This window comes from Streptococcus sp. IsoGale022 (assembly GCF_031142805.1).
Classification (GTDB): domain Bacteria; phylum Bacillota; class Bacilli; order Lactobacillales; family Streptococcaceae; genus Streptococcus; species Streptococcus sanguinis_A.
In genome coordinates this window covers 30,392-50,365 of sequence record NZ_JAKZJI010000007.1, presented here as the reverse complement: position 1 = coordinate 50,365, position 19,974 = coordinate 30,392, and the positions used below count along the sequence as shown (strand labels likewise).

The 19,974-nt window shown below is 41.3% G+C and carries 21 protein-coding genes and 2 pseudogenes; all 23 read right to left on the bottom strand.

All coding sequences use genetic code 11. The features are described from left to right. Window positions 1–27: 27 nt before the first annotated feature. The 23 genes and pseudogenes from RG608_RS05205 to RG608_RS05100 all read right to left on the bottom strand — a co-directional run bounded on the left by RG608_RS05205 (window position 28) and on the right by RG608_RS05100 (window position 19,952). Window positions 28–180: a hypothetical protein gene (locus RG608_RS05205; protein WP_308946684.1), complete on the bottom strand. Its 153-nt coding sequence runs from the start codon at window positions 178–180 to the stop codon at window positions 28–30. A gap of 113 nt (window positions 181–293) precedes the next feature. Then, window positions 294–1,046 (bottom strand): hypothetical protein, encoded by a 753-nt coding sequence (locus RG608_RS05200; RefSeq protein ID WP_308946649.1) that lies wholly within the window; start codon window positions 1,044–1,046, stop codon window positions 294–296. Window positions 1,047–1,071: 25 nt separating this feature from the next. Then, window positions 1,072–2,247 (bottom strand): HAD family hydrolase, encoded by a 1,176-nt coding sequence (locus RG608_RS05195; RefSeq protein ID WP_308946648.1) that lies wholly within the window; start codon window positions 2,245–2,247, stop codon window positions 1,072–1,074. A gap of 38 nt (window positions 2,248–2,285) precedes the next feature. Continuing rightward, window positions 2,286–2,645, bottom strand: coding sequence for an ATP-binding protein (locus RG608_RS05190; RefSeq protein WP_308946647.1), 360 nt, complete (start codon window positions 2,643–2,645; stop codon window positions 2,286–2,288). A 144-nt stretch (window positions 2,646–2,789) separates the two neighbouring features. After that, window positions 2,790–3,980 (bottom strand): helicase HerA domain-containing protein, encoded by a 1,191-nt coding sequence (locus RG608_RS05185; RefSeq protein WP_308946646.1) that lies wholly within the window; start codon window positions 3,978–3,980, stop codon window positions 2,790–2,792. Next, window positions 3,973–5,331 carry an SIR2 family protein gene (locus RG608_RS05180; RefSeq protein ID WP_308946645.1) on the bottom strand — a complete coding sequence of 453 codons (1,359 nt, stop codon included), beginning with the start codon at window positions 5,329–5,331 and terminating at the stop codon, window positions 3,973–3,975. The genes RG608_RS05185 and RG608_RS05180 overlap by 8 nt, the downstream gene beginning before the upstream one ends. Then, the gene (locus tag RG608_RS05175) at window positions 5,331–5,957 is read right to left on the bottom strand and encodes a DUF1524 domain-containing protein (RefSeq protein ID WP_308946644.1); all 627 of its coding nucleotides are present in this window, start codon (window positions 5,955–5,957) and stop codon (window positions 5,331–5,333) included. Before RG608_RS05175 ends, RG608_RS05180 begins: the two co-directional genes overlap by 1 nt. Before the next feature lie 282 nt (window positions 5,958–6,239). Continuing rightward, entirely contained in the window at window positions 6,240–6,992 is a 753-nt protein-coding gene (locus RG608_RS05170) for a DUF6261 family protein (RefSeq protein WP_308946643.1), read from the bottom strand. 650 nt (window positions 6,993–7,642) lie between these two features. Then, complete coding sequence (locus tag RG608_RS05165; protein WP_308946642.1) at window positions 7,643–8,095, bottom strand: GNAT family N-acetyltransferase; 453 nt, start codon at window positions 8,093–8,095, stop codon at window positions 7,643–7,645. Next, the gene (locus RG608_RS05160) at window positions 8,096–8,941 is read right to left on the bottom strand and encodes an aldo/keto reductase (RefSeq protein ID WP_308946641.1); all 846 of its coding nucleotides are present in this window, start codon (window positions 8,939–8,941) and stop codon (window positions 8,096–8,098) included. A gap of 76 nt (window positions 8,942–9,017) precedes the next feature. Beyond that, window positions 9,018–9,212, bottom strand: a complete 195-nt coding sequence (locus tag RG608_RS05155; RefSeq protein WP_308946640.1) for a hypothetical protein — start codon at window positions 9,210–9,212, stop codon at window positions 9,018–9,020. 158 nt (window positions 9,213–9,370) lie between these two features. Continuing rightward, a complete protein-coding gene (nagA, locus tag RG608_RS05150; RefSeq protein ID WP_308946639.1) occupies window positions 9,371–10,522 on the bottom strand; it encodes an N-acetylglucosamine-6-phosphate deacetylase in 1,152 nt (383 codons plus the stop codon). Between the two features lie 239 nt (window positions 10,523–10,761). Then, window positions 10,762–11,112, bottom strand: coding sequence for a 30S ribosome-binding factor RbfA (gene rbfA, locus RG608_RS05145; protein ID WP_002908941.1), 351 nt, complete (start codon window positions 11,110–11,112; stop codon window positions 10,762–10,764). Between the two features lie 174 nt (window positions 11,113–11,286). Next, a pseudogene (gene infB / locus RG608_RS05140) lies at window positions 11,287–13,500 on the bottom strand (translation initiation factor IF-2); the annotation flags it as partial. Between the two features lie 380 nt (window positions 13,501–13,880). Continuing rightward, window positions 13,881–14,079, bottom strand: a pseudogene (locus RG608_RS11645) (translation initiation factor IF-2 N-terminal domain-containing protein); the annotation flags it as partial. Window positions 14,080–14,098: 19 nt separating this feature from the next. Next, window positions 14,099–14,395: a YlxQ-related RNA-binding protein gene (locus RG608_RS05135; protein ID WP_308946638.1), complete on the bottom strand. Its 297-nt coding sequence runs from the start codon at window positions 14,393–14,395 to the stop codon at window positions 14,099–14,101. Next, a complete protein-coding gene (rnpM, locus tag RG608_RS05130) occupies window positions 14,388–14,684 on the bottom strand; it encodes an RNase P modulator RnpM (RefSeq protein WP_002893558.1) in 297 nt (98 codons plus the stop codon). The genes RG608_RS05135 and rnpM overlap by 8 nt, the downstream gene beginning before the upstream one ends. A gap of 10 nt (window positions 14,685–14,694) precedes the next feature. Next, window positions 14,695–15,951 (bottom strand): transcription termination factor NusA, encoded by a 1,257-nt coding sequence (gene nusA, locus RG608_RS05125; RefSeq protein ID WP_308946637.1) that lies wholly within the window; start codon window positions 15,949–15,951, stop codon window positions 14,695–14,697. Between the two features lie 59 nt (window positions 15,952–16,010). Beyond that, the gene (gene rimP, locus RG608_RS05120) at window positions 16,011–16,499 is read right to left on the bottom strand and encodes a ribosome maturation factor RimP (protein ID WP_308946682.1); all 489 of its coding nucleotides are present in this window, start codon (window positions 16,497–16,499) and stop codon (window positions 16,011–16,013) included. Window positions 16,500–16,697: 198 nt separating this feature from the next. Next, window positions 16,698–17,336 carry a tRNA (guanosine(46)-N7)-methyltransferase TrmB gene (gene trmB / locus RG608_RS05115; RefSeq protein ID WP_002893561.1) on the bottom strand — a complete coding sequence of 213 codons (639 nt, stop codon included), beginning with the start codon at window positions 17,334–17,336 and terminating at the stop codon, window positions 16,698–16,700. Further along, window positions 17,333–18,127, bottom strand: coding sequence for a cell cycle regulator CcrZ (gene ccrZ, locus RG608_RS05110; protein ID WP_002893562.1), 795 nt, complete (start codon window positions 18,125–18,127; stop codon window positions 17,333–17,335). Before ccrZ ends, trmB begins: the two co-directional genes overlap by 4 nt. 50 nt (window positions 18,128–18,177) lie before the next feature. Continuing rightward, on the bottom strand, window positions 18,178–19,224 hold the full coding sequence (locus RG608_RS05105; RefSeq protein WP_268687653.1) for an ABC transporter permease: 1,047 nt from the start codon (window positions 19,222–19,224) through the stop codon (window positions 18,178–18,180). Then, complete coding sequence (locus RG608_RS05100; RefSeq protein WP_268687654.1) at window positions 19,221–19,952, bottom strand: ABC transporter ATP-binding protein; 732 nt, start codon at window positions 19,950–19,952, stop codon at window positions 19,221–19,223. Before RG608_RS05100 ends, RG608_RS05105 begins: the two co-directional genes overlap by 4 nt. Between the last annotated feature and the right edge of the window lie 22 nt (window positions 19,953–19,974).

Sequence of the window (19,974 nt, the reverse complement as noted above, 5' to 3'; positions counted from 1 at the left end):
GGTTTGTGATAGGATGTTTATTAGATATTATTTCTCAAACTCAGCCAAAAACTTCTCTAGTTCTTCCTGAGCTTCAGGCGTTGTGCCTCTGAGTTGGCCCAGCATGTTTACAAGTTCAGCTGTTTTACTTTCAATCTCCTTATTAGTACGATTGATATTGGCAACAATCTCTGTTAGCAAAGCACATCTGCCAAGTTCCAGAGAGGCTGATAAAATCTCGGGGACGTTTGAGGTGTTTCTTGTGTTATAAGTTTCTTTCTAGTTATTGGGTTTGAGAAACAGCAGAGCGGTTATCAATAGCCGATAACTTCTTTTTCTACTGCTGCTATGATTTCTTGGGGAATGTCTGAGATAGCCAAACGATAAACGATATTCTGTCTGGGATTGTAAAGCCCCAAATATTCAATGCTGCTAAACTCAGGATGAATAGAGCGAGTCCCCATCAGGTAATAAATCAGCAGCTGCAAGGTATGGTCTTTGTTAGGCTTTGTCTTTGATACCTTAAAGTCCCAGAGGGTATCTGCGGTCAAAAAGTCACCATCTCCAATCGTGATTTGGTTCGTATAGGCACCTTTCAAGTCAAAACCATCTTTAACTACTGGACCATAGCCAACAAAGAAAGCTAGACTTCTCTCTACCATGGTACGAATATTAGCAAGCGTCTGCTCGTCCGGTTCTATCTCTTCAACTGGCTTATAAAAAGCCATTCCAGCCCGATAAACCACATCAAAGCCTACCAACTTACAAGCGTTTGAAATAGAGCTATCATCCAGATTGGTAATCTTGCTGAGAAACTCCTGTGCCAGAGCTTCCATCCCTGCCATGGAAGCACCTATCAGAGAAATCTCAAAAGCATGCTCCTTGGCTGAACCACTCATAAACCGACTAAGATAGTCCACGCAAAGCCCAATTAAATTAGGTGAAACATTTTCTTGAGTAGACAAGACTTTCCCATCTGAAAGCTCTTCCTCAGAAAAGAGCTTAACTGGCAAAAAACCGCCACGAGGCTGTTTAATTTGCGAAATCCGTTGCGTTACTGATGTCATGATAATCTCCTTTTCTACCACCACATTAATCTTCTTGTGGCTTGATAATTTCTCTAATCAACTCTGCCTCTTCACTTTCTGAAGGAGCCTCTTCTAAAATGTTGAGATAGAACTTTTTAATATCAAAGTCATTAAGAATATAGTATACTTGACTATTATTGCACGCAATTGATAAAAGATTCAAAATATCATCAGATTGCCAATTTTTATATTGTGATAATTTTCTAATAACGTTATGAGTGTTTTGGAAATTTGCACTACTTTCCAATGCAGCTAGCAAATCTGATTTTTCTTGCTCCTCTTCTGTTTTTTCTCTAGGTAACGATGCTTCTTTTTTATAAGCATTTTTCTTCTCTTCAAGCTGTTCATTAAAGACCGCTTTATCAATCATTAACTTAATTAAGTTATCTAATTCTTTTCCCTCGGAATAATCAGCAGGAGCAAAATAACCAATCCGATTCTCTCGAATCATCTTATGAACCTTTCTTCTATCATTTTTTTCTGGGTCAAATACACCTACAGAATAACCACCGTGCGAATTCACCAACTTCATACATGGAATATCTGTATCACTATCACCAATATAAATCATATTTCTAAAAGGAACTCGCAACTGATCAACTGGGAAAGAATCATTGACTGCAGGGTCATTTACATCAAGTACTCCCTTAGAAATTCTAAATAAAAATTGTGTCTTATTTGTGTAATTTACTACTTGAGAAGGCCAAACTGCAACACCATTTTCATTACAATAAAACGAAGTTGCATATATTCTTTTAAAGGCACCTTTTTTTGAAATGGATGTTCCTTCAATCATTTCTTTTAAACCTGAAGATATAATGTAATGTTCAATGATAACACCTTTTTCTTCCCCATATTTTCTTATACGTTCAAACCATTCTTCCACTCCAGGAAATAATGCAACTTTTGAACCATATTTAGCAAGTTCTTTCTTCGTAAATAAAACTTTCCCAGCAGCTTCTTCCTTCATGGTATACATATAGGCAAGATTCTGATCCATATTATTTGCAGAAGCTAAACCATTTGATTTTTCCCAAAACTCAGCAATATTAAATCCTACAGATTGAATATACCCTTGTGCTTGCATATCATCAGGTGAAAGCGTCTTATCAAAATCATAACAAAGTGCAATAACCGGTTGTTCCTTTTTCTTTTCTCGTTTAAATTCTGCGGCTGACATATTTTTGTTCCTTTCTATAAAAAAATATTGTTCATTTATTATTCTTCTTTAAATTTAATTCTAGGAGTAACTGTTATATCCGACTTTTTGTCTTTAATCACATCAACTTCAACTGGTATGGGGTACAACTCACCAACAAGGTATGCTGTTCCGGTAGGTAAGTATGAAAATCTAGTTAATTGATTTTTATTAATAAAAGGTATTGTTTTTAAAAGATACTCTAAATCAACATTATTTTTTATTCGATGTATTAAGTAATTATTACACTGTGACAGCACTGTAGAAGAAAGTTCACTCGGTCTCTGACTTGATAACATTAAGAAACAACCAAACTTCCTCCCTTCACGTGCAATCTTTTTAAATATTTCAACCTCATTAAAAAGACTATTCTCTTGCAACTTAGAAATATACCTATGTGCTTCTTCAAAAATAAATAGATTTACATTTCTATCCTTTAATTCTAATGCTGAACTATCCTCAAACTTTTTTTCAAAAGATAGCTAGTGAAAAATAGTAGTAAATCATCATCCATATTAGAAACATTATAGACTGTTATCTTTGCATCTTTCGTTTTTTTTTTGATTGGCTCTTTTTTTAAACAATTTCCCATATCTATTTTGGATGTTTTTTATCCTAGTCTCCAATGTTGCAGAATATCCTCGAGCTTGTGTATTTCCGCGACATTCTTCTAAAAGAAACACGAACTCTAAACCATCAAATAAGTCGTCAAAATTTCTAATTTTATGATTTGCTTCTTCAATTTCTTTAGAAATTTCTGAATAATCAGCATACATAGAAGATTTTAATGCTGAAATAAAAATCTCCTCATCATTACTGCTAAAATTGCCATATTGCGCATGATATTTGCTCGTATCAATATCAATGCTACTCAAAAGTCCTACAATTTTTGCTCTTTTAGCCACAGTATCTGACTGCTGATTAAAGTACAAATTATATGCAATATAACATCTCAATTTTTTGTTATCTAATTTATTATTTGAAAGACAATTTGATAATTTTAAAGCTGTTTGTACAATAGGTAACTGAACTAACTCTGATGGTTTTATTAAATTTAACCAATCTTGTAATCCTAAAGATTCTAAATCTATATAATAATCATTTAGCACATCTATAATATTTGCTTCGTTAATTTGACCGTATTCATTATGAACATCAAAAATATTTAATAACAGATTTGTTGTATCTTTTGTGACAACTTCATTAATTATTCTTCTTACAGTAGTTGATTTACCTGAGCCAGTATTTCCTAAAACTGCAGAGTGATGAGTTATCAAACTATTTAGTTTTAATTTAGCTTCGTATTTATTTTGTATCATTCCAAGTGAAATAGATTTCCTACTTTTTTTATTTGAGAAAACTTTTCGTAGTTCATCATCACTGGATAGATATACCTTATCCTGTAAAAAAGGGTACTGCTTTAAATTATAACTGATAGTTTCACCTTCTAATATACCGATTGGAATACATTCGAATCTTCCAGTATAATCAAATTTTGATTTTTCATCTCTTGCTAACTGAACCTCCTTATCTTCAACTCGAACGACTTGATAAATAAAACGATCTCCAAATTGGCTTTTTATTGTCACATAGTCAATTACCCCCCTTGATATATACACATTTCCGTTATAGTTATAAATCAATTTTTCAAAATTACTTACCTCAAAAATTAATCTATCATATGAAACTGAGACAACACGCCCAATACTATTCATCTCCATTCTCCTCGGTTACCCCTAACTCTTCTATCAGAGTATAATTAATTATCTCATCTACTAAATATTTAAAATAATGAGCTTTAGTTTTATTATCAACATCTTCTCCACCAATCAAATGAAAGCCCTCTTGTCCCTGGAATTCTCGAAAAAATCTCTTCATTTTATCTTCTTCTTTATCTCCAAAAACAATCAAATTAAAACCTTGATTTCTTAGATTTTGAGAAATAATATTGTTAATATGTTCATCAGGAAATCCATACCCCAAAACAATGAGTGTCGTATTTGGCACTTGAAGAATGTTAGCAAATTCTCTAAATAATTCCGAATAGGGGGCTTGAGCAGTCTCTTTATGCTTTAGCATTGTTGGATAAATAATAACTTCACTCTCATCAGGCATAATTTGATCTCTTTGGATAAGTATGCTATTATCGTCAGATGTCCAATTTATTGAACCGTGAATTTTTAACAAATTGGCTTCTTTAAATGTAGGTTGCCAAACATTTTTATATCTATTAGTATCATCAACCACTCGGTTTCTAAATAAATTTACATTAAATTTTCGATGCAAATTATTCTCAAATCCAGTTGAATAAACAATTCGATTGTTTTCTAAAGCATATTCATTAAATAAATCATAGTTAGTCGTAACGATAGTGACTTTGCTACCTAATTCAGTTCTATGTTTAAAAACTGATTGAAAAAATTTTTGATAGGTACTTAATGTAGTCCCGCTTTGATAAACTTCACTTCCTAAAGTAGGAATTGTATCAATAAATTCTCGTTTCAAAGTTTGAATTGCTTCTTCCAACTCGCTATCATTTGGGGAAAAATTTAGACCATTTTGCAACCAGTTCAATAAACTTTCAATATCGGAAAAGGATTTATAGAAATTATCATCTAAGAATTCTTGATGTTCTTGGTTTCGAACATTATAAAATTCTTCAATAGAGGTTTTATTATTTTTTTCTAGCAAATCTAAAAGATTAGAACTTACTCTAAGCTCAGTTTTCAAGGAATCTTTTCTATTTTTATCTTCTTCGTTTTCATATTTTTTCTCTAACCACGAATGATTTGATTTAATACTATTATTCAAAAAATCTAAATTTTTTGAATTTAGAAATTGCCTTACTTTTTTATATACAACATCATAATCATTTAAAATCTTACGCATAGTTGTAGACATTAACGGAATATCCTCTGATGAACATCCTGATCCAATAAAGACAACTAAATTTCTAGATACAAACTGTTTATTTATAAAAACACTTAAACTTTTCTTTTGCTGCTCAAAATCATTTTGTTCAAATTCGTTTATTCCGTTTTTATAGTGATATAAGTTGCTCGCCATTATATATCTCCCTTATCAATATCAAGTTTTAATATTACTTTAAAATAATTATCTATATTTTCAAAAAATATTTCTTTAATATTATTAATTAGTCGTTTTCTACGTAATACAATATCTTTATCGTCAAATTTATCACACTTAAATACCTTGTTAATATAAAGGTCAAAATCTGGATAATAGGCTAAAATCTCCCTTTTCTTCTCAAACATACAATTATTTACAGCATTATTTGGCGCTTGATAGAGTAAAGTCAAATTACCTAAATCATGCTTTAGATTCTTATTATATGGAAATACACTTTGCGGGATAATATGTTCAAGGTGCCATATTGCATTTCCTTTTTTATCCAACTCTGTAAAGTCAAAGTCATTAAGTTGGTTATGATATTTTTCTATACTAATAAGAAGAAATCGTGTGAATATAGCATGATTATTCTTATAATGATTTTTTCTCAGCAGTATTATTTCCCCAATCTGTTCATTATAATAACCTAACTCATAACTCACAAAAGTTTGAACAATTTCCTTATCTGTTTTATTAAAGTTATAGCATTCGGTCTTTTCTAGAAAGTAATCTTTAATTTTTTTCCCGTAAACCAATTCTAATTTTTTTAATAATTGTTCCATAGTATATTCCTGTAGTTTCCGCCTTATCATCCTGACATCAGTTGTTATATAGTATACTTGATTAGTAAAGCTTAAGTTTCTTCGATTTTTCTGAACTCAATACGTTATACGCATACAAAGTTGATTTGTTTACATCTATCATTATATCAATTATTACACATTCTATAAAGTATTTATGTAAAAATCCAATGTTTTTTATCGACTTCCGCCTTCACATTCCCTAACCAATGTCTATTAAGCACCAAAAATCCCCTAGAATTTTCAATTCTAAGGGATTATTCTTTATCCTGCTGCTTCTGGTGCTGGCTCCGGTTTTGTTTTCTTATTTGGACTGGATAGGCGGCGCTTGCTGTCTCGGATAGTATTGAGATCCTTGAGGAGTTTGGCAAAGTGGGCTTTCTCTGGATAGGCTTCTGCAGAGGCTGCGGTATAGCGCATAAAGAGGTCATAAGTGCGGGAGATTTCCGTGCGCAGCTGCTTGGTCTTACCGACTTCTTTGCTGGACTTGGCTGCACGCGCTAAGGCTTCGGCCTTATCATAGTCTTCCTGAGCAGTCGTCACTGCGCTAATCACCGGTGAGAGTCCCAGCGTAGTTACTGCCGCATTGTAGGGCTCTTCCTTGAGGGTTTTGAGGAGGCTCTTAATCTCAGCAGTGGCGACATCGTTATTATGCTTGGCGATATCCTTGTACTTGGTTAGGACTGGAGCCAGCGTCTCATGGGCTTCCTTGAACTTTGCTTCCTTTATCTTAGCAAATCCCCTATGCAGGGTAAAGAGCCCGACCAGAGCACTATCTCGCTCCTTATCTACCTCTGCCAGACTTATAGTCTGTTTCTTTTCCACGCTAGCTAGCTGTTTTTGGAACTCTTCTAGCTTGCTTGTAAAGGGCTCCAAGTGCGTACCATACATATCTTCGTCCTTATTTGCCTTAACAAAGTCGGTGATGATTTGACGAGAATCTGTCATCAAACTTTCAAACTCGCGGTGAGTAAAGTTGCTATAGGTCAGGGGACGAATGGTGTAGTTAGTAGTCATAATAAAACCTCTCCAATAATTTGATGAACTAAGTATAGCACGTGGCGATAAATCTTTGCAAGGCTGCCCTGAAATGTCATTTTTTATCCCTGAAATAACACTTTTTCAAAATCAAAGACATAAAATATCCCCACCTGATGATTTCTTCAACTTCAGATAGGGATTATTTCTCTTTAAAAATGAATTATTAAGGCATTTCACGCTTAGAATACTTTAAAATTTTAACAAACACTGGTATTCAAACTTCAGAAAACCTGTAAATTATAGTAAATCACATCATCTGATAGATAGAAAGCACGGATTTTTTCGCAAACTGGACTATTCGAAACCTTGCTTATCTAAATATTTTAGTAAACACTCGTATTCAGCCTTTAGATTGTTTGGATATTTAGCCACAGATGACTCTTCGAGTTTTTAATGATTACCTTTCTCTCCTATCTCTCCACTCTCAAGGGATCGAAGATCTCCTCAATCAGTTGGGTGTAATTTCCAATTCTTAGGTCTTCTTCATCTAATTCCCCCATCTTAGTATTTCGTTGGATATCGGTCTCATTTTACATCTCTCATTATAGCACAGAAGCAGCTTGTTTTATAGTTTCTTCCGGTGGTAGAGATAAAAATCCCCAGTTCTTTTTAAACTGGGGATACTTTTATATTTTTAATTCATATACTTCCTGCCAGCCAGCTGGTCCTAATATCCGCTGGGGCTGTTTGCTAAAACCAGTCTCTCGGTAGAGATAGGAAGCGACTTGATTTCTCTCATTGACACCTAGGATAATACTTTTATACATAGGCAAATGTTCTCTTATGAAATCAGGCAAGAGCTTCAGCGTCTGACTACCGTACCCTCGCATCCGAAAGTCTTCATCCGTTGAAAAGCTACGAAGGAGCAGGCTCTCTGGCTGACCGCCATAAGTAAACTTCTCTTCCCCAGCATCCAAGATCAGAAAGGTTACGATTTGATCTTCTTCAAGACCCAAGATGGCATAGCGATTTTCTAAATCAGCGACAACCTGGCTAGGATGATTGGTAAATCTCAAGTCGGTTAAATGGTAAGACTGCAAGGCTTCTCTATCTGAACTTCGATAGAATCGGATTTTCATCTAAAAATCCATCCCATCCGGATTTGGAGCGCCACCGGTCAAACCGCTGACATTTTTGAGCACTTCCAAGTCAGCAGCATCTAGCTCGATGCCAAAGCAGTCCAAATTGCTGGCAATCCGGCTCGGAGTGACCGACTTAGGTAGGGGCAGGAAGGCTTCCTGCAAGCTCCAAGCTAGAGCGACTTGGGCAATAGTCTTGCCATACTTATCTGCCACAGCCTGTACGGCTGGATTTTGGAAGAGCTCACCTTGGCCAAATGGTCCCCAAGCTTCCAGTAAAATCTCATGCTCACGACAGAAGTTCACCGCTTCTGTCTGATAGACACCTGGAGCCAGGCGGATTTGATTGACAGCAGGAGTCATGCGCGCTGTTTCAAGCAAGGCTTCTAAGTGATGAGGCAGGAAATTGCTGACGCCAATCGCTCGAATCTTACCGAGATTATAAAGATCTTCCATAGCCCGCCAGACTTCGGCATTGCGCTTTTTCCAAGCATCGTTTTCCCTCAGGGGTTTGGGATTAGGCCAGTGAATAAGGTAGAGGTCCAGATAGTCCAGTCCCAACCGCTCCATTGAGGCAGCAAAGGCCTCTTGAGCCTCCTCATAAGTATGAATGTCATTCCAGAGCTTAGTCGTGATGAAGAGCTCCTCCCGCGGAATGCCGCTGTCCTCGATTGCCCGTCCGACGCTCTCTTCGTTCTTATAGATGGCTGCCGTATCAATGTGCCGATAGCCTGCCTTGAGAGCGGCTAATGTCGCTTGATAGGCTTCTTCGCCATCCTTAGCCTTCCAAGTACCGAAGCCCAGCACCGGAATGCCAACACCATTGTTCAAAAGATATTCTCTCATCTCACGTCTCCTTTATAAGTTCCATCTACTGCCTTCAGCAAGGCAGTTGCTACAGTGATTAAAAGAGCAGAACTGCTCACTTCTTTTCCCTTTTCTTCAGTATTGGCTTGGGTTTAAATATATTTTCCTTAGTCGGCTCCATCCCTTTACTGAAAAAGCTATAGATAATGAAAGCAAGTCCTGCGACAAGGATCAAGATTCGTCCAAATATCAGTCCGGCCAGCAGTAAAACAAGTCCCATTATCAAAAATTTCGCATCAATTCGTTTCATAGCCTACTCCTGTTTACATTATAGTCTCATTATATCACGCCTAAGAAAGCAATTCAAATCTAGGAGAAGGCTATCAAGTAGCTTGCCAATCAAAAAGAACAGGTTGCCCTGCTCTTTCTGAAAAATATAAGGAGACTAATTTAAAATACCTGCGGTTCTCATACATGGAATCGTTCTTGACCATCAAGATAAGTAGCTACCAGCTCTAAATCTTTATCTAAAACGATAAAGTCAGCATCGTAGCCCTCCTTAATCTGTCCGCAGACATCATCAATATGGACGGATTTTGCCGGAATCAGGCTAGCCATCATGACTGCCTGATGAGGATTGGCAATGCCCCATTTGACCACATTTTTCAATCCGTCCTTGAGTTTTAGGATAGAGCCAGCTAGATTGCCCGTTGACTTGAGCCGAGCTGTTCCTTCCGCCACAACCACTGGAAATTCTCCCAGCATGTAGTCACCATCTTCAAGACCTCCTGCAGTCATACAGTCAGTAATGAGGGCAATATTTTCATGTCCCTTTTGCTTGAGCAAGATGTCACAGGCCTTAGGATCCACATGGTGGCCATCACAAATCAGTTCCGCATAGGTGTGGGGCAACTCATACATGGCACCAACCATGCCCAGCTCCCGGTGGGTCAAGCCCCGCATACCATTATAAGCATGCACCCAGACACTGGCACCTGCTTCGACCGCAGTTTTGGCTTCATCATAGGTTGCGTTAGAATGCCCCAAAGCAACGGTCACACCTTCATCAGTCAGCATGCGGACAAATTCCTCCACGCCATCACGCTCTGGTGCGAGAGCAATCTTATTGAGCAAGCCATTTGCAGCTTTCTCCCAAGCACGAAACTCATCCATGCTAGGATCTTTCATATAGGCCGGATTTTGAGCGCCTTTATACTTTTCGGTGAAATAAGGCCCTTCAAAATAGAGTCCGCGAATCTTGGCCCCGCTGGCTTCTTGATAGCGAGCACCGATATTTTCAGTTACTGCTAAGAGCCGCTCATAGGATGAAGTCAGGGTTGTTGGTAAAAAGCTGGTCACACCGGTAGTCAAGAGACCCTCACTCATGGTATGAAGAGTTCCTTCGATGTTGTTGTCCATGACATCCACACCACCAAATCCGTGAATGTGAGTATCCACTAGACCTGGTGCAATCGAGTAGCCGCTGTAGTCTATGACTTCTGCATCCTGCGGAACAGACTGCACCAGCTTGCCAAATTTGCCGTCAATCAGCTCTAAATAACCGCCCTGACGGATTCCCTGAGGATAGAAAAATTGATCTGCTTTGATATATGTAGGCATAAGACTGCCTCCCTTTTTCTTGACTTCTGTATTCTCTGCCATTCAAAGCGGAATTCTATGATAGAGCTAGCATCTTTCTATAGCTGCTTTCTAACTCCCGCTTTTGAATCTCTGAGTTTTCTTGACTATATTATAACTCTTTCTTTTTTATTTGTAAATGGTATATACCTATTTTTGTAAAAATTGTTATATTAAATTAAAAAATGAGAAAACCCAGCCATGACAGCTGAGTTTCTGCTTTACTTTTTATCTAAATCGCGCAGCATCTGGTCGATTTTATTGCCATACTCGATGGATTCGTCCTTGACAAAGGTCAAATCTGGAATCTTGTACATCTTCAGATTGTGACCCAGTTCTCGCTTGATAGTACCGGTTGCTTTTTCCAGACCGGTCTGAGCTTTTTGATTATCAGAGGCCAGATTGCTCATAATCGTGTAGTAGACCTTGGCCATGGATAGGTCGCCCAGCATTTGGACATCGGTAATAGTTACTCCTTGCACCCGCGGGTCACGAACTTTCTTCTGCAAGATTTCATTGACTTCGCGCTTGATTTCCATGCCGACACGGTCTGTACGAAAATTATTTGCCATGAGATTTCCTTTCTAATTTTTCTCTTCTGCAATATAAGCTAGGCTAGGCCTAGCTTATATTTTAGTTTTAATGAATGAAATCTGTTTTAAACTCTTTGTGAAAAAACATGGGATTAGAAGTACAGACTTCCCCCAACAATGATTTCACTGCGAGTTTTCAACCTACTTCTTATCTTATTTCTTAATTTCTTCCATAATGTAGGCTTCAATCGTGTCATCTACTTGGATGTCATTGTAGCCATCAATCATGAGTCCACCTTCGCGGCCGTTAGTCACTTCCTTAACATCATCCTTGAAGTGCTTGAGGCTGGCAAGCTCCCCATCGTAAATCACGACGCCATCACGGATAACGCGAACCTTGGAATCACGGGTCACTTTACCGTTGATAACCATAAATCCACCGATAGTACCAACCTTGGAAACCTTGAAGGTCTCGCGGATAAGAGCTTCCCCGATGATTTTTTCTTCGTATTCTGGATCCAGCATTCCCTTCATGGCATCTTCCATTTCCTCGATAACCTTGTAGATAATGCTGTGGAGACGGATTTCGACATCATCAGCTTCTGCCTGTTGTCGAGCTTGAGATGTAGGACGAACATTAAATCCGATGATGAAAGCATTTGAAGCTTCTGCTAGTGTCACATCAGATTCATTGATAGCACCAACCGCTGAGTGGACGATGGTAATCTTAACCCCTTCCACTTCAATCTTTTGCAGGGAAGCAGACAGGGCTTCTACTGAACCTTGTACATCAGCCTTGATGATAACATTGACAGACTTAACTTCACCAGCTTTGAGGGTATCAAAGAGATTTTCCAGACTGACGCGGTGAGTAGCTTGACGCTGTTTGAGAAGGGCACGTTTGGCACGTTCTTCACCGGCTGCACGCGCAGCTTTTTCATCTTCATAAACTGCAAAGTGGTCACCAGCCATCGGAGTTTCATTGAGACCAGTGATAGAAACCGGTGTAGATGGTCCTGCCACCTTAACACGGCGGCCCAGGTCATTGGTCATGGCCCGAACCCGACCGAAGGTATTACCAACAACGATTGGATCCTGCACATTCAGAGTTCCCTGCTGAACCAGAAGGGTTGCGACAGCACCTTTTCCTTTATCCAGACGGGCTTCAATAACTGTACCAATCGCTCGAACAGTCGGATCTGCCTTGAGTTCTTGAATTTCAGCCACCAAGAGGACTGTTTCCAGCAAGCTATCGATATTTTGATTGAATTTCGCTGAGATTTCGACAAATTCAGAATCTCCGCCCCAAGCTGTTGACATGACACCATGCTCAGCCAATTCACCAATCACGCGCTCAGGATTCGCTCCTGGCTTATCGATCTTGTTGATAGCTACGATGATTGGGACATCAGCGGCCTTGGAGTGGTTGATAGCTTCAATCGTTTGCGGCATAACACCGTCATCAGCCGCTACCACCAGGATAGTGATATCCGTAACAGAGGCACCACGGGCCCGCATAGAAGTAAAGGCCGCGTGTCCAGGCGTATCCAAGAAAGTAATCTTCTTGCCGCTTTCCTCGATCTGGTAAGCACCGATGTGTTGAGTAATACCACCTGCTTCACCTGTAGCTACGCGAGAGTTACGCAATGTATCCAAGAGGGTTGTTTTACCATGGTCAACGTGTCCCATGATGGTGACAACTGGCGGACGCTCTACCAAGGCATCTTGGTTGATATAGCCTTCTTCTACGAAGAAGCGCTCAATGTCAGCTGTGTCAACTTCCACCTTCTTCTTAGCTTCAATACCGTAGTCCACCATGAGGAGCTCAATAGTATCGCCGTCAAGAGATTGGTTTTGCGTTGCCATTACACCCATCATAAAGAGCTTCTTAACAATTTCAGCTGGCTCGCGCTTGATCCGTTTTGCAATTTCTGCAACGGTCATTCCGTCTGTATATTCAAATTCAGTTGGCAACTCATGGAACTTACGTTCTGTAACAGGTTTTGGTGCCTGGTTATTGTTGCCCTTTCCTTTTTTATTTTTCTTGTTTTTATTCCAATTACTATTTCTTTGATTTCTCACTTGATTTTGACTGCTTCGATTCTTTTGTTGTTTTCTTGGACCTTCTTCTTCGCGATCAAAATCATCGCGCTTCTTATCTGGTCGAGCTTGCTTCTTACGACGCGTATCCACAGCGGCTGGAGCTGGGCTTGGATTCGCTGCCGGAGCAGATGGAGCTGGTGCAGGCTGAACTGGTGCACTTGCTTCTGCCTTAGGCTGCTCCTTGCGGCGGTTTTGCCGTTCCATAACTTCTTTAGCTTCTTGTGCTTGCTTAAAGCGTTCCTCGCTGGAGCGAGCGTATTCAGCATTCTGCTCTGCTTTCAAAGCTGCTGCCCGAGCCTTAAAGTCAATCTTCGGTCCTTGAGGCTGTTGGCGGTTTTGACCGTTAAATCCTTGATGATTCTGGCCATTGCAGCGGCCATCTTGACCACGATTATCGCGACGGTCATTTGGACGATTGCCTCTATCTCGGTCGTTGCGGTTTCCGCGATTCTTATTTCGATTATCGCGGTCCTCACGCTTGCCTTGCTCTTTGTTTTGTGGTTTGCGGTTACCTTGCTGCTTCCGACGTTCTGCTTCTTCCTTGGCTCTCGCTTCACGCTCTGCCTTAAAGTTCCGGCTTTGCGGGCGCTTGGCAGGCGCTACCGTTTCTGCTTTCGCTTCTGGCTTAGCAGCTGCTTTTGCTTCTGGCTGTTCTGCCTTGACTGGCGCTGCCTCTTTGGCAGGATTTTTTTGCGGTGATGGCTGAGCTGCTGCAGGCTTTTCTGCAGGAGCTTGAGGTGCGGCTGCTTTCTTGAAGCTGGATTTGATTCGCTCACCAGCGTCAGCTTCTACGCTGGATGAGTGACTTTTGACATCCAGACCCAGCTCCTTAGCACGAGCCACTACCTCCTTGCTTTCTTTTCCCAGTTCTTTGGCGATTTCATACAATCTTACTTTAGACAAATCTTGTCCTCCTCTTCTATTACATAAGAGACCTCATTTTCTTTGTAAAACCAGCATCTGTCACGGCGAGCACTTTTCTGGCCTTGCCAATGGCAGAGCTTAATTCCAGTGTTGAAAACACGGTTGATACTTCTACTTGGTAGTAACGACTTTTATCAGTGATTTTCTTGCTGAGATTAGGAGTTGCATCCTGGGCTAAAAAGACCAGATCTGCTTTTCCCTCCTGTATAGCTTTGACGGTCAGATCCTCACCAGAAATGATGCGGCCAGCCCGCTGAGCCAGTCCCAGCATATTTGCAAGTTTCTCTTTATTCAAGACCTAACTCTCTTCTTTTGACCTTATGATCGACATAAGCGATTAACTCATCATAGAAAGCCTCATCCACTTCCATACTAAAGCTGCGGTTAAAGACCCGCTTCTTCTTGGCTTGAAGAGCTTCCTGATTATCCAGCTTGATATAGGCTCCACGGCCGTTAGCCTTGCCTGTCGGATCGATAAAGACTTGACCTTCCTTGTTCTTGACAATCCGCAGCAAATCACGCTTGTCAATCACTTCGTTAGACACCACTGATTTTCTTAAAGGGATTTTTCTTGTTTTTGCCATTCCAGCCCCCTTAATCTAGTTCTTCAGCTTCGCTTTCTAAACCAGCTGTTTCCAGTACAGTTTCCTCTGCAGCTGCGTCAAATTCTGTTGCTTCTGCTGCTGAAACTTCTGTCTCTAGAACAGCTGCATCCGCAAGAATTTCTTCTGCTTCCTGAGCAAATCCGCCCAGTTCATTGGCTGCTTCCATTTCTTCAAACTCTGTGGCAGACTTGATATCAATTCTAAAGCCTGTCAAATGAGCTGCCAAGCGAACGTTCTGTCCGCGACGACCGATAGCCAGAGAAAGCTTGCTGTCCGGTACGACAACCAAGGCCCGCTTGTTATCTTCTTCGTTAAAGATAACTTGGTCAACTTCGGCAGGAGCAATAGCGTTGTAGATAAATTCAGCTGGATCTGCTACCCACTCGATGACGTCGATATTTTCTTCAGTCGGTACCATACGGCCGCTCTTCGGATCATATTTGGCAGGATGGAACTTGCTAGTAATTTTCTTGATATTGGCTCCACCGCGTCCGACGATTGTACCGATGGCATCCACATTAGGATTGTGACTGCGAACCGCTACCTTGGTCCGATCGCCTGCCTCCCGTGACACGCTCATGATTTCCACAATTCCATCATAAACTTCTGGGATTTCCTGCTCCATCAAGCGCTTGATCATTTCTGGATGGCTGCGGCTTACAAAGACATTGACACCGCGAGGATTGTCTTCTACCTTGTAGACAAAGACTTCGATGCGGTCATGAGAGGCAAAGACCTCACCAGGAATCTGGTCTTGCTTCGATAGCTGCGCTTCAATGCTACCTAGATTGACATATATAAAGCGATTGTCAAAGCGCTCCACCGTCCCGCTCATGATTTCATTTTCATGCTCTTTATAGGTATTGTAGGTGATTGCTCGGGTCTGCTTGCGCATCTTTTCCATGATAGTTTGCTTGGCAGACTGAGCAGCGACCCTGCCAAATTCAGCTGGCGCTTCTTCAAACTTGATCTTATCTCCCAACTCATAGGCTGAACTGATAGCCAAGGCATCTTTGAGACTGATTTCCAAACAGCTGTCAAAGACCTCGTCCACGACTTCGCGAACAGTATAGACACGGAAATCTCCTGACTTTTCGTCAAACTCAATGGCTGCGCTGTCTGCCTGACCATAGCGACGACGATAGGCTGAGCGGAGTGACTCGGTCACTGCGTCAATGATATCTTCTTTCTTGATTCCTTTGTCTTCTTCCAAAATGCGGAAGGCCTCTAGCATTTCTTTACTCATTTTCATATGACTTTTGCCGAAACAAAAGTGTTCCTTTCTTTTCTATATTGCTTCTGCGACTAAAACTTAACGGCTAATCTGGCTTTGGAAACCAGACTGTAGGGAATTTCGACTTCTTTTCTGCGAGTCTTGTCCAGGTATTCCACGTGCAGAACATCCTCTTCAAAGCTCAGCAAGGTGCCTTCAAAGACTTTCTGCTTGTCAACAGCCTTATAGAGACTGACATGGATATAACTGCCGACTGCATCGGCTAGCTGTTCCTTGGTCTTGAGCGGACGCTCCAAGCCTGGACTGGTCACTTCCAGAAAATACTGTTCTGGGAAAGGATCTGGTTTGATTTGATCCAAGAGCGGACTGATAATATCCGTCAAATCCGCAGTATCATTGACCGTAATACCCTCAGGCTTATCCACAAAGACACTGAGAACGTAGTCCCCGCCCATCTTTCCGTACTCAATATCGACTAATTCATAGGGGGCCAGAATGGCTGGTTCAATAACCTCCCTCACCAATTCAACAATCGTTGCGATATGACGACACCTCCTCACAGATAAGAGGCGAAGATACTTCCTCGCCTCTCTTTCCTTATTCATCACTAGTATTATAGCACGACACGTCCCAGAATGCAAGGGAAATATGCTGTGCAAGCTTTTAAAGACAGAATGCCACTTAAAACACTCTTATTTTTAAGCAAAATTCTTTCCCAATAAAAAAGTCTTCAAGGACTTTCCCCAGAAGACTCTTTCTTATTCAAATGCTGCCTCCACCCGGTAGATGACTTGTCCCTTGTTAGCAAATTTCTGCTCATACTCAGTCAGGACATTATCCTCGAAGTCGCTGGCATGCAAATCTAACCAGACGCCCTTTAACTTCATACCATACTGTGAAAAGCTTACTAGGCTATACTCAAAAAGACCGCGGTTGTCCGTTTTGAAGTGGATTTCTCCATTTTCCGGCAAAATCTGCTGATAGGTTGCCAGAAAGGACTGATAGGTCAGACGGCGCTTTTCATGGCGTTTCTTGGGCCAAGGATCTGAGAAGTTCAGATAGAGGCGGTCAATCTCGCCCTCTTCAAAATAATCAGTCAAATCCGAACCGTCCACCCAGAGAAGCTTGATATTGGGCACATCCGTTGCTAGCACCTTGTCCAAGGCATAGCTGAGGACCGATTTCTGGATATCAATCCCGATGTAGTTGATCTCTGGATTGGCCTTGGCCATACCGGATACAAAAGCTCCTTTACCGCTGCCAACCTCTACATGAATGGGATGGTCGTTGCCAAAAATCTCCTGCCATCTGCCCTTGGCGTCTGCTGGATTTAAAATCACATACTGGGGATGCGCCTCTAGCAGTTCCGTCGCTCCCTTACGATTCCTTACTCTCATTGTCCTCTTCCGTATTTGGAACGGAAGTTTCGTAATGCGTAAATCTCCCGGTTCACATTTTCTAAATCATTGTTTTCATAGTATTTAGCAATCTGCATCAGATAAGAATACTGTCCAAACCAGTATAGCTTATTGAAAACAGTCTGATTATATTTATAGCCATAAGCACTCAGCCACTCTTGCCAGCCTGAATCAGGCACATAATGGCTCAAAATATGTGCTACATCCATCATCCTGTCTGTCAAACGCACAGAATCCCAATCCACCAAGTAAATAAGCCCGCTGTCGGTCTCTACCCAGTTGCTGTGGCGCACATCTCCGTGAACGATGGTCGCATAGTCCTCACGAAAGGCTGGTACTGTCTGGCGCAGGTCGCGGATAACTGATTGCAGATACTGATTATTCCTCAAAGCAAGCGGCACTTGATTGAGCCAAGCATTCAGCAAATCAGTCGGCGTTTCCAAAGTATAGCCCAGCTTGGTCAGCTGCGTCATCAATGGGCGCGAGCGATGCAGCCGTGTCAAAATGTTGATGACCTGCTTTTTGGACATATCATTTGGGGTCAGAATAGTGCCTGAAAGCCACTCCTGCCCGCTCATTACGTTACCGTCCGGCATCCGGCGGCTCCACAAAAGCTGCGGTGCGATTTGTTCTCGAGCTAAGCCTGCTAAGATAGGGGTTGTATTCATCTTGACGAAAACGCGCCCCCCGTCCGGATAAGTCCCCATATAGGCCTTTCCGCTCTTACCAGCTATCGGTGTCAGGGTCAGCTCGTTATCAACCAAGTCCATATTTCCCCTCCGTAAAAAGTTTCTTTATCATTTTACTAGTTTTACCTCTTTTAGTCAACCAATCTCCGTAACTTAAACGGCAGATAGAACAGATAGAGTAGGGCAGTCGCTCCCAGCATGGCCAGCACTGCTGTCTTGTCTTGGAAAAATAGCAGAGCAGTCAGCACTTCAGCCAAGAGAACGCTGATGCCAATCGAAGTGATAATTTGTCTTGCTCCCTTCAGCTTTTCCCCTCTTTCTATCGGAAAAAGCTGGGTCAAAAACTGATAGTCAAAAGCTTCGTACAAGGCTGTTAGCTGGAAGAGTAAGAGATAATTGAACAAGACCGCAAAAGCTGCAGCAATCCAAGCTTGGCTGACAAAAACCAAGGACAAAAGAGCCAAAAAGAGCAGTCTCAAGGTCAGAGCAAAGAAGTCTCCATTTCGCAAGTAAGAGCGCAAAAAGAGATTCTGCCAGGTCTTGCTATGCTGCTTGCCCACAAGTCTCGTCAAACCATCCAGATAGGCCCGGCGCTTGACACTGTTTGAAATGCCTTTAACATTGGTAAAGAGAGCAAAGAAGCGCAGAATCGTCTGCTTTCGGGCTGCTTCATAAGCCACCAGCGCCTGCCAATCTAGGCCATTTTCAGTAAAGAACTTCTTGGCCTTAGCCTGAAACAAAAACCATTTCAAGACTAGCATAAGGAGGCAGTAGAGCCCGAAGCCCCAAACAGGCAATCCCAGAGCCAGAAAAAGCGGAGCTAACAGTAGCAAGATTCCAGTTTGTATGACTGCATACAAGAGATAGGAACGTAGAATCTGAGCCTTGATAAAAGCCCTGACTTCTGCTTCTCTGACTAAGAGAAAAAGAGCATCCGGCTTTTCCAGATAGGTCGCAATCCGTCCAAAAGGCAAGATAAAGAGCGATAGAATAACCAGACTGGCAATAATGGGTAGGTGGTTGGTCGGAAAATGTCGCAAAAGCTGACTGTATTGAACACCTAAAAATCCCATAAAAATCAGCAGAAAGAGCACAAAATGGTCATTAAAAACATAACGCAGGTATTTCAGACACTGCTGACGAAAATCCTGCTTTCGTTTGGCAAATAATTCTTTCATAGCGCTGCCTCTTCTGTCAGGGCTAGATAGATGTCATTCAGACTAGCATCCGGCATTTGAAATTGAGCCCGCAACTCAGTCAAGCTGCCCTTGGCCCGCACTTGACCCTTGTGCAGAATTACAAAACTATCGCACATCTTCTCAGCAGAGTCCAGAACATGGGTGCTCATCAGAATCGACTTGCCCTTCTTCTTTTCCTCATCCAAGAGCTGGATAAGGTCTGCAATAGCTACCGGATCCAGACCCAGAAAAGGCTCATCCACAATAAAAAGGCTGGGATCAACTACAAAAGCACAGATAATCATCACTTTTTGCTTCATCCCTTTTGAAAAGTGAACAGGGAACCAATCCAGTTTTTCCTTGAGCCGGAACATTTCCAGTAGCTTATCCACGCGCTCAAAGGCTGTCTCCTGCTCAATGTCGTAAGCCATAGCTACCGTCTCAATGTGCTCGCGCAGGGTCAATTCTTCGTAGAGACTAGGCGTTTCCGGAATAAAACCGATCTTCTTGCGGTAATCGCTGGGACTGGTTCGCAGCTCCAGTCCATCAATCTGAATCTGCCCCTTATAAGGGGTCAGAAGACCAATAATTTCATTGATAGTCGTGGACTTGCCCGCACCGTTGAGACCAATCAGACCAACCAGCTGGCCATTGCCCACTTCAAAGCTGACATCCTTTAAAACCGGGATATTAACATAGCCGCCCGTAAGCTCTTTGATTTCTAACATATTTTCTCCGAATTCTGGTATA

Excerpts from the sequence above, each read along its gene's own strand:
- rbfA (WP_002908941.1), bottom strand. The coding sequence starts at position 11,112 with ATGGCAAATAATTTTCGTACAGACCGTGTCGGCATGGAAATCAAGCGC.
- trmB (WP_002893561.1), bottom strand. The coding sequence starts at position 17,336 with ATGAGAGTAAGGAATCGTAAGGGAGCGACGGAACTGCTAGAGGCGCAT.
- nusA (WP_308946637.1), bottom strand. The coding sequence starts at position 15,951 with ATGAGTAAAGAAATGCTAGAGGCCTTCCGCATTTTGGAAGAAGACAAA.
- rnpM (WP_002893558.1), bottom strand. The coding sequence starts at position 14,684 with ATGGCAAAAACAAGAAAAATCCCTTTAAGAAAATCAGTGGTGTCTAAC.
- RG608_RS05180 (WP_308946645.1), bottom strand. The coding sequence starts at position 5,331 with ATGGCGAGCAACTTATATCACTATAAAAACGGAATAAACGAATTTGAA.
- RG608_RS05100 (WP_268687654.1), bottom strand. The coding sequence starts at position 19,952 with ATGTTAGAAATCAAAGAGCTTACGGGCGGCTATGTTAATATCCCGGTT.
- RG608_RS05105 (WP_268687653.1), bottom strand. The coding sequence starts at position 19,224 with ATGAAAGAATTATTTGCCAAACGAAAGCAGGATTTTCGTCAGCAGTGT.
- RG608_RS05170 (WP_308946643.1), bottom strand. The coding sequence starts at position 6,992 with ATGACTACTAACTACACCATTCGTCCCCTGACCTATAGCAACTTTACT.
- RG608_RS05185 (WP_308946646.1), bottom strand. The coding sequence starts at position 3,980 with ATGAATAGTATTGGGCGTGTTGTCTCAGTTTCATATGATAGATTAATT.
- ccrZ (WP_002893562.1), bottom strand. The coding sequence starts at position 18,127 with ATGGACTTGGTTGATAACGAGCTGACCCTGACACCGATAGCTGGTAAG.
- RG608_RS05160 (WP_308946641.1), bottom strand. The coding sequence starts at position 8,941 with ATGAGAGAATATCTTTTGAACAATGGTGTTGGCATTCCGGTGCTGGGC.
- nagA (WP_308946639.1), bottom strand. The coding sequence starts at position 10,522 with ATGCCTACATATATCAAAGCAGATCAATTTTTCTATCCTCAGGGAATC.
- RG608_RS05155 (WP_308946640.1), bottom strand. The coding sequence starts at position 9,212 with ATGAAACGAATTGATGCGAAATTTTTGATAATGGGACTTGTTTTACTG.
- RG608_RS05165 (WP_308946642.1), bottom strand. The coding sequence starts at position 8,095 with ATGAAAATCCGATTCTATCGAAGTTCAGATAGAGAAGCCTTGCAGTCT.
- RG608_RS05200 (WP_308946649.1), bottom strand. The coding sequence starts at position 1,046 with ATGACATCAGTAACGCAACGGATTTCGCAAATTAAACAGCCTCGTGGC.
- RG608_RS05175 (WP_308946644.1), bottom strand. The coding sequence starts at position 5,957 with ATGGAACAATTATTAAAAAAATTAGAATTGGTTTACGGGAAAAAAATT.
- RG608_RS05195 (WP_308946648.1), bottom strand. The coding sequence starts at position 2,247 with ATGTCAGCCGCAGAATTTAAACGAGAAAAGAAAAAGGAACAACCGGTT.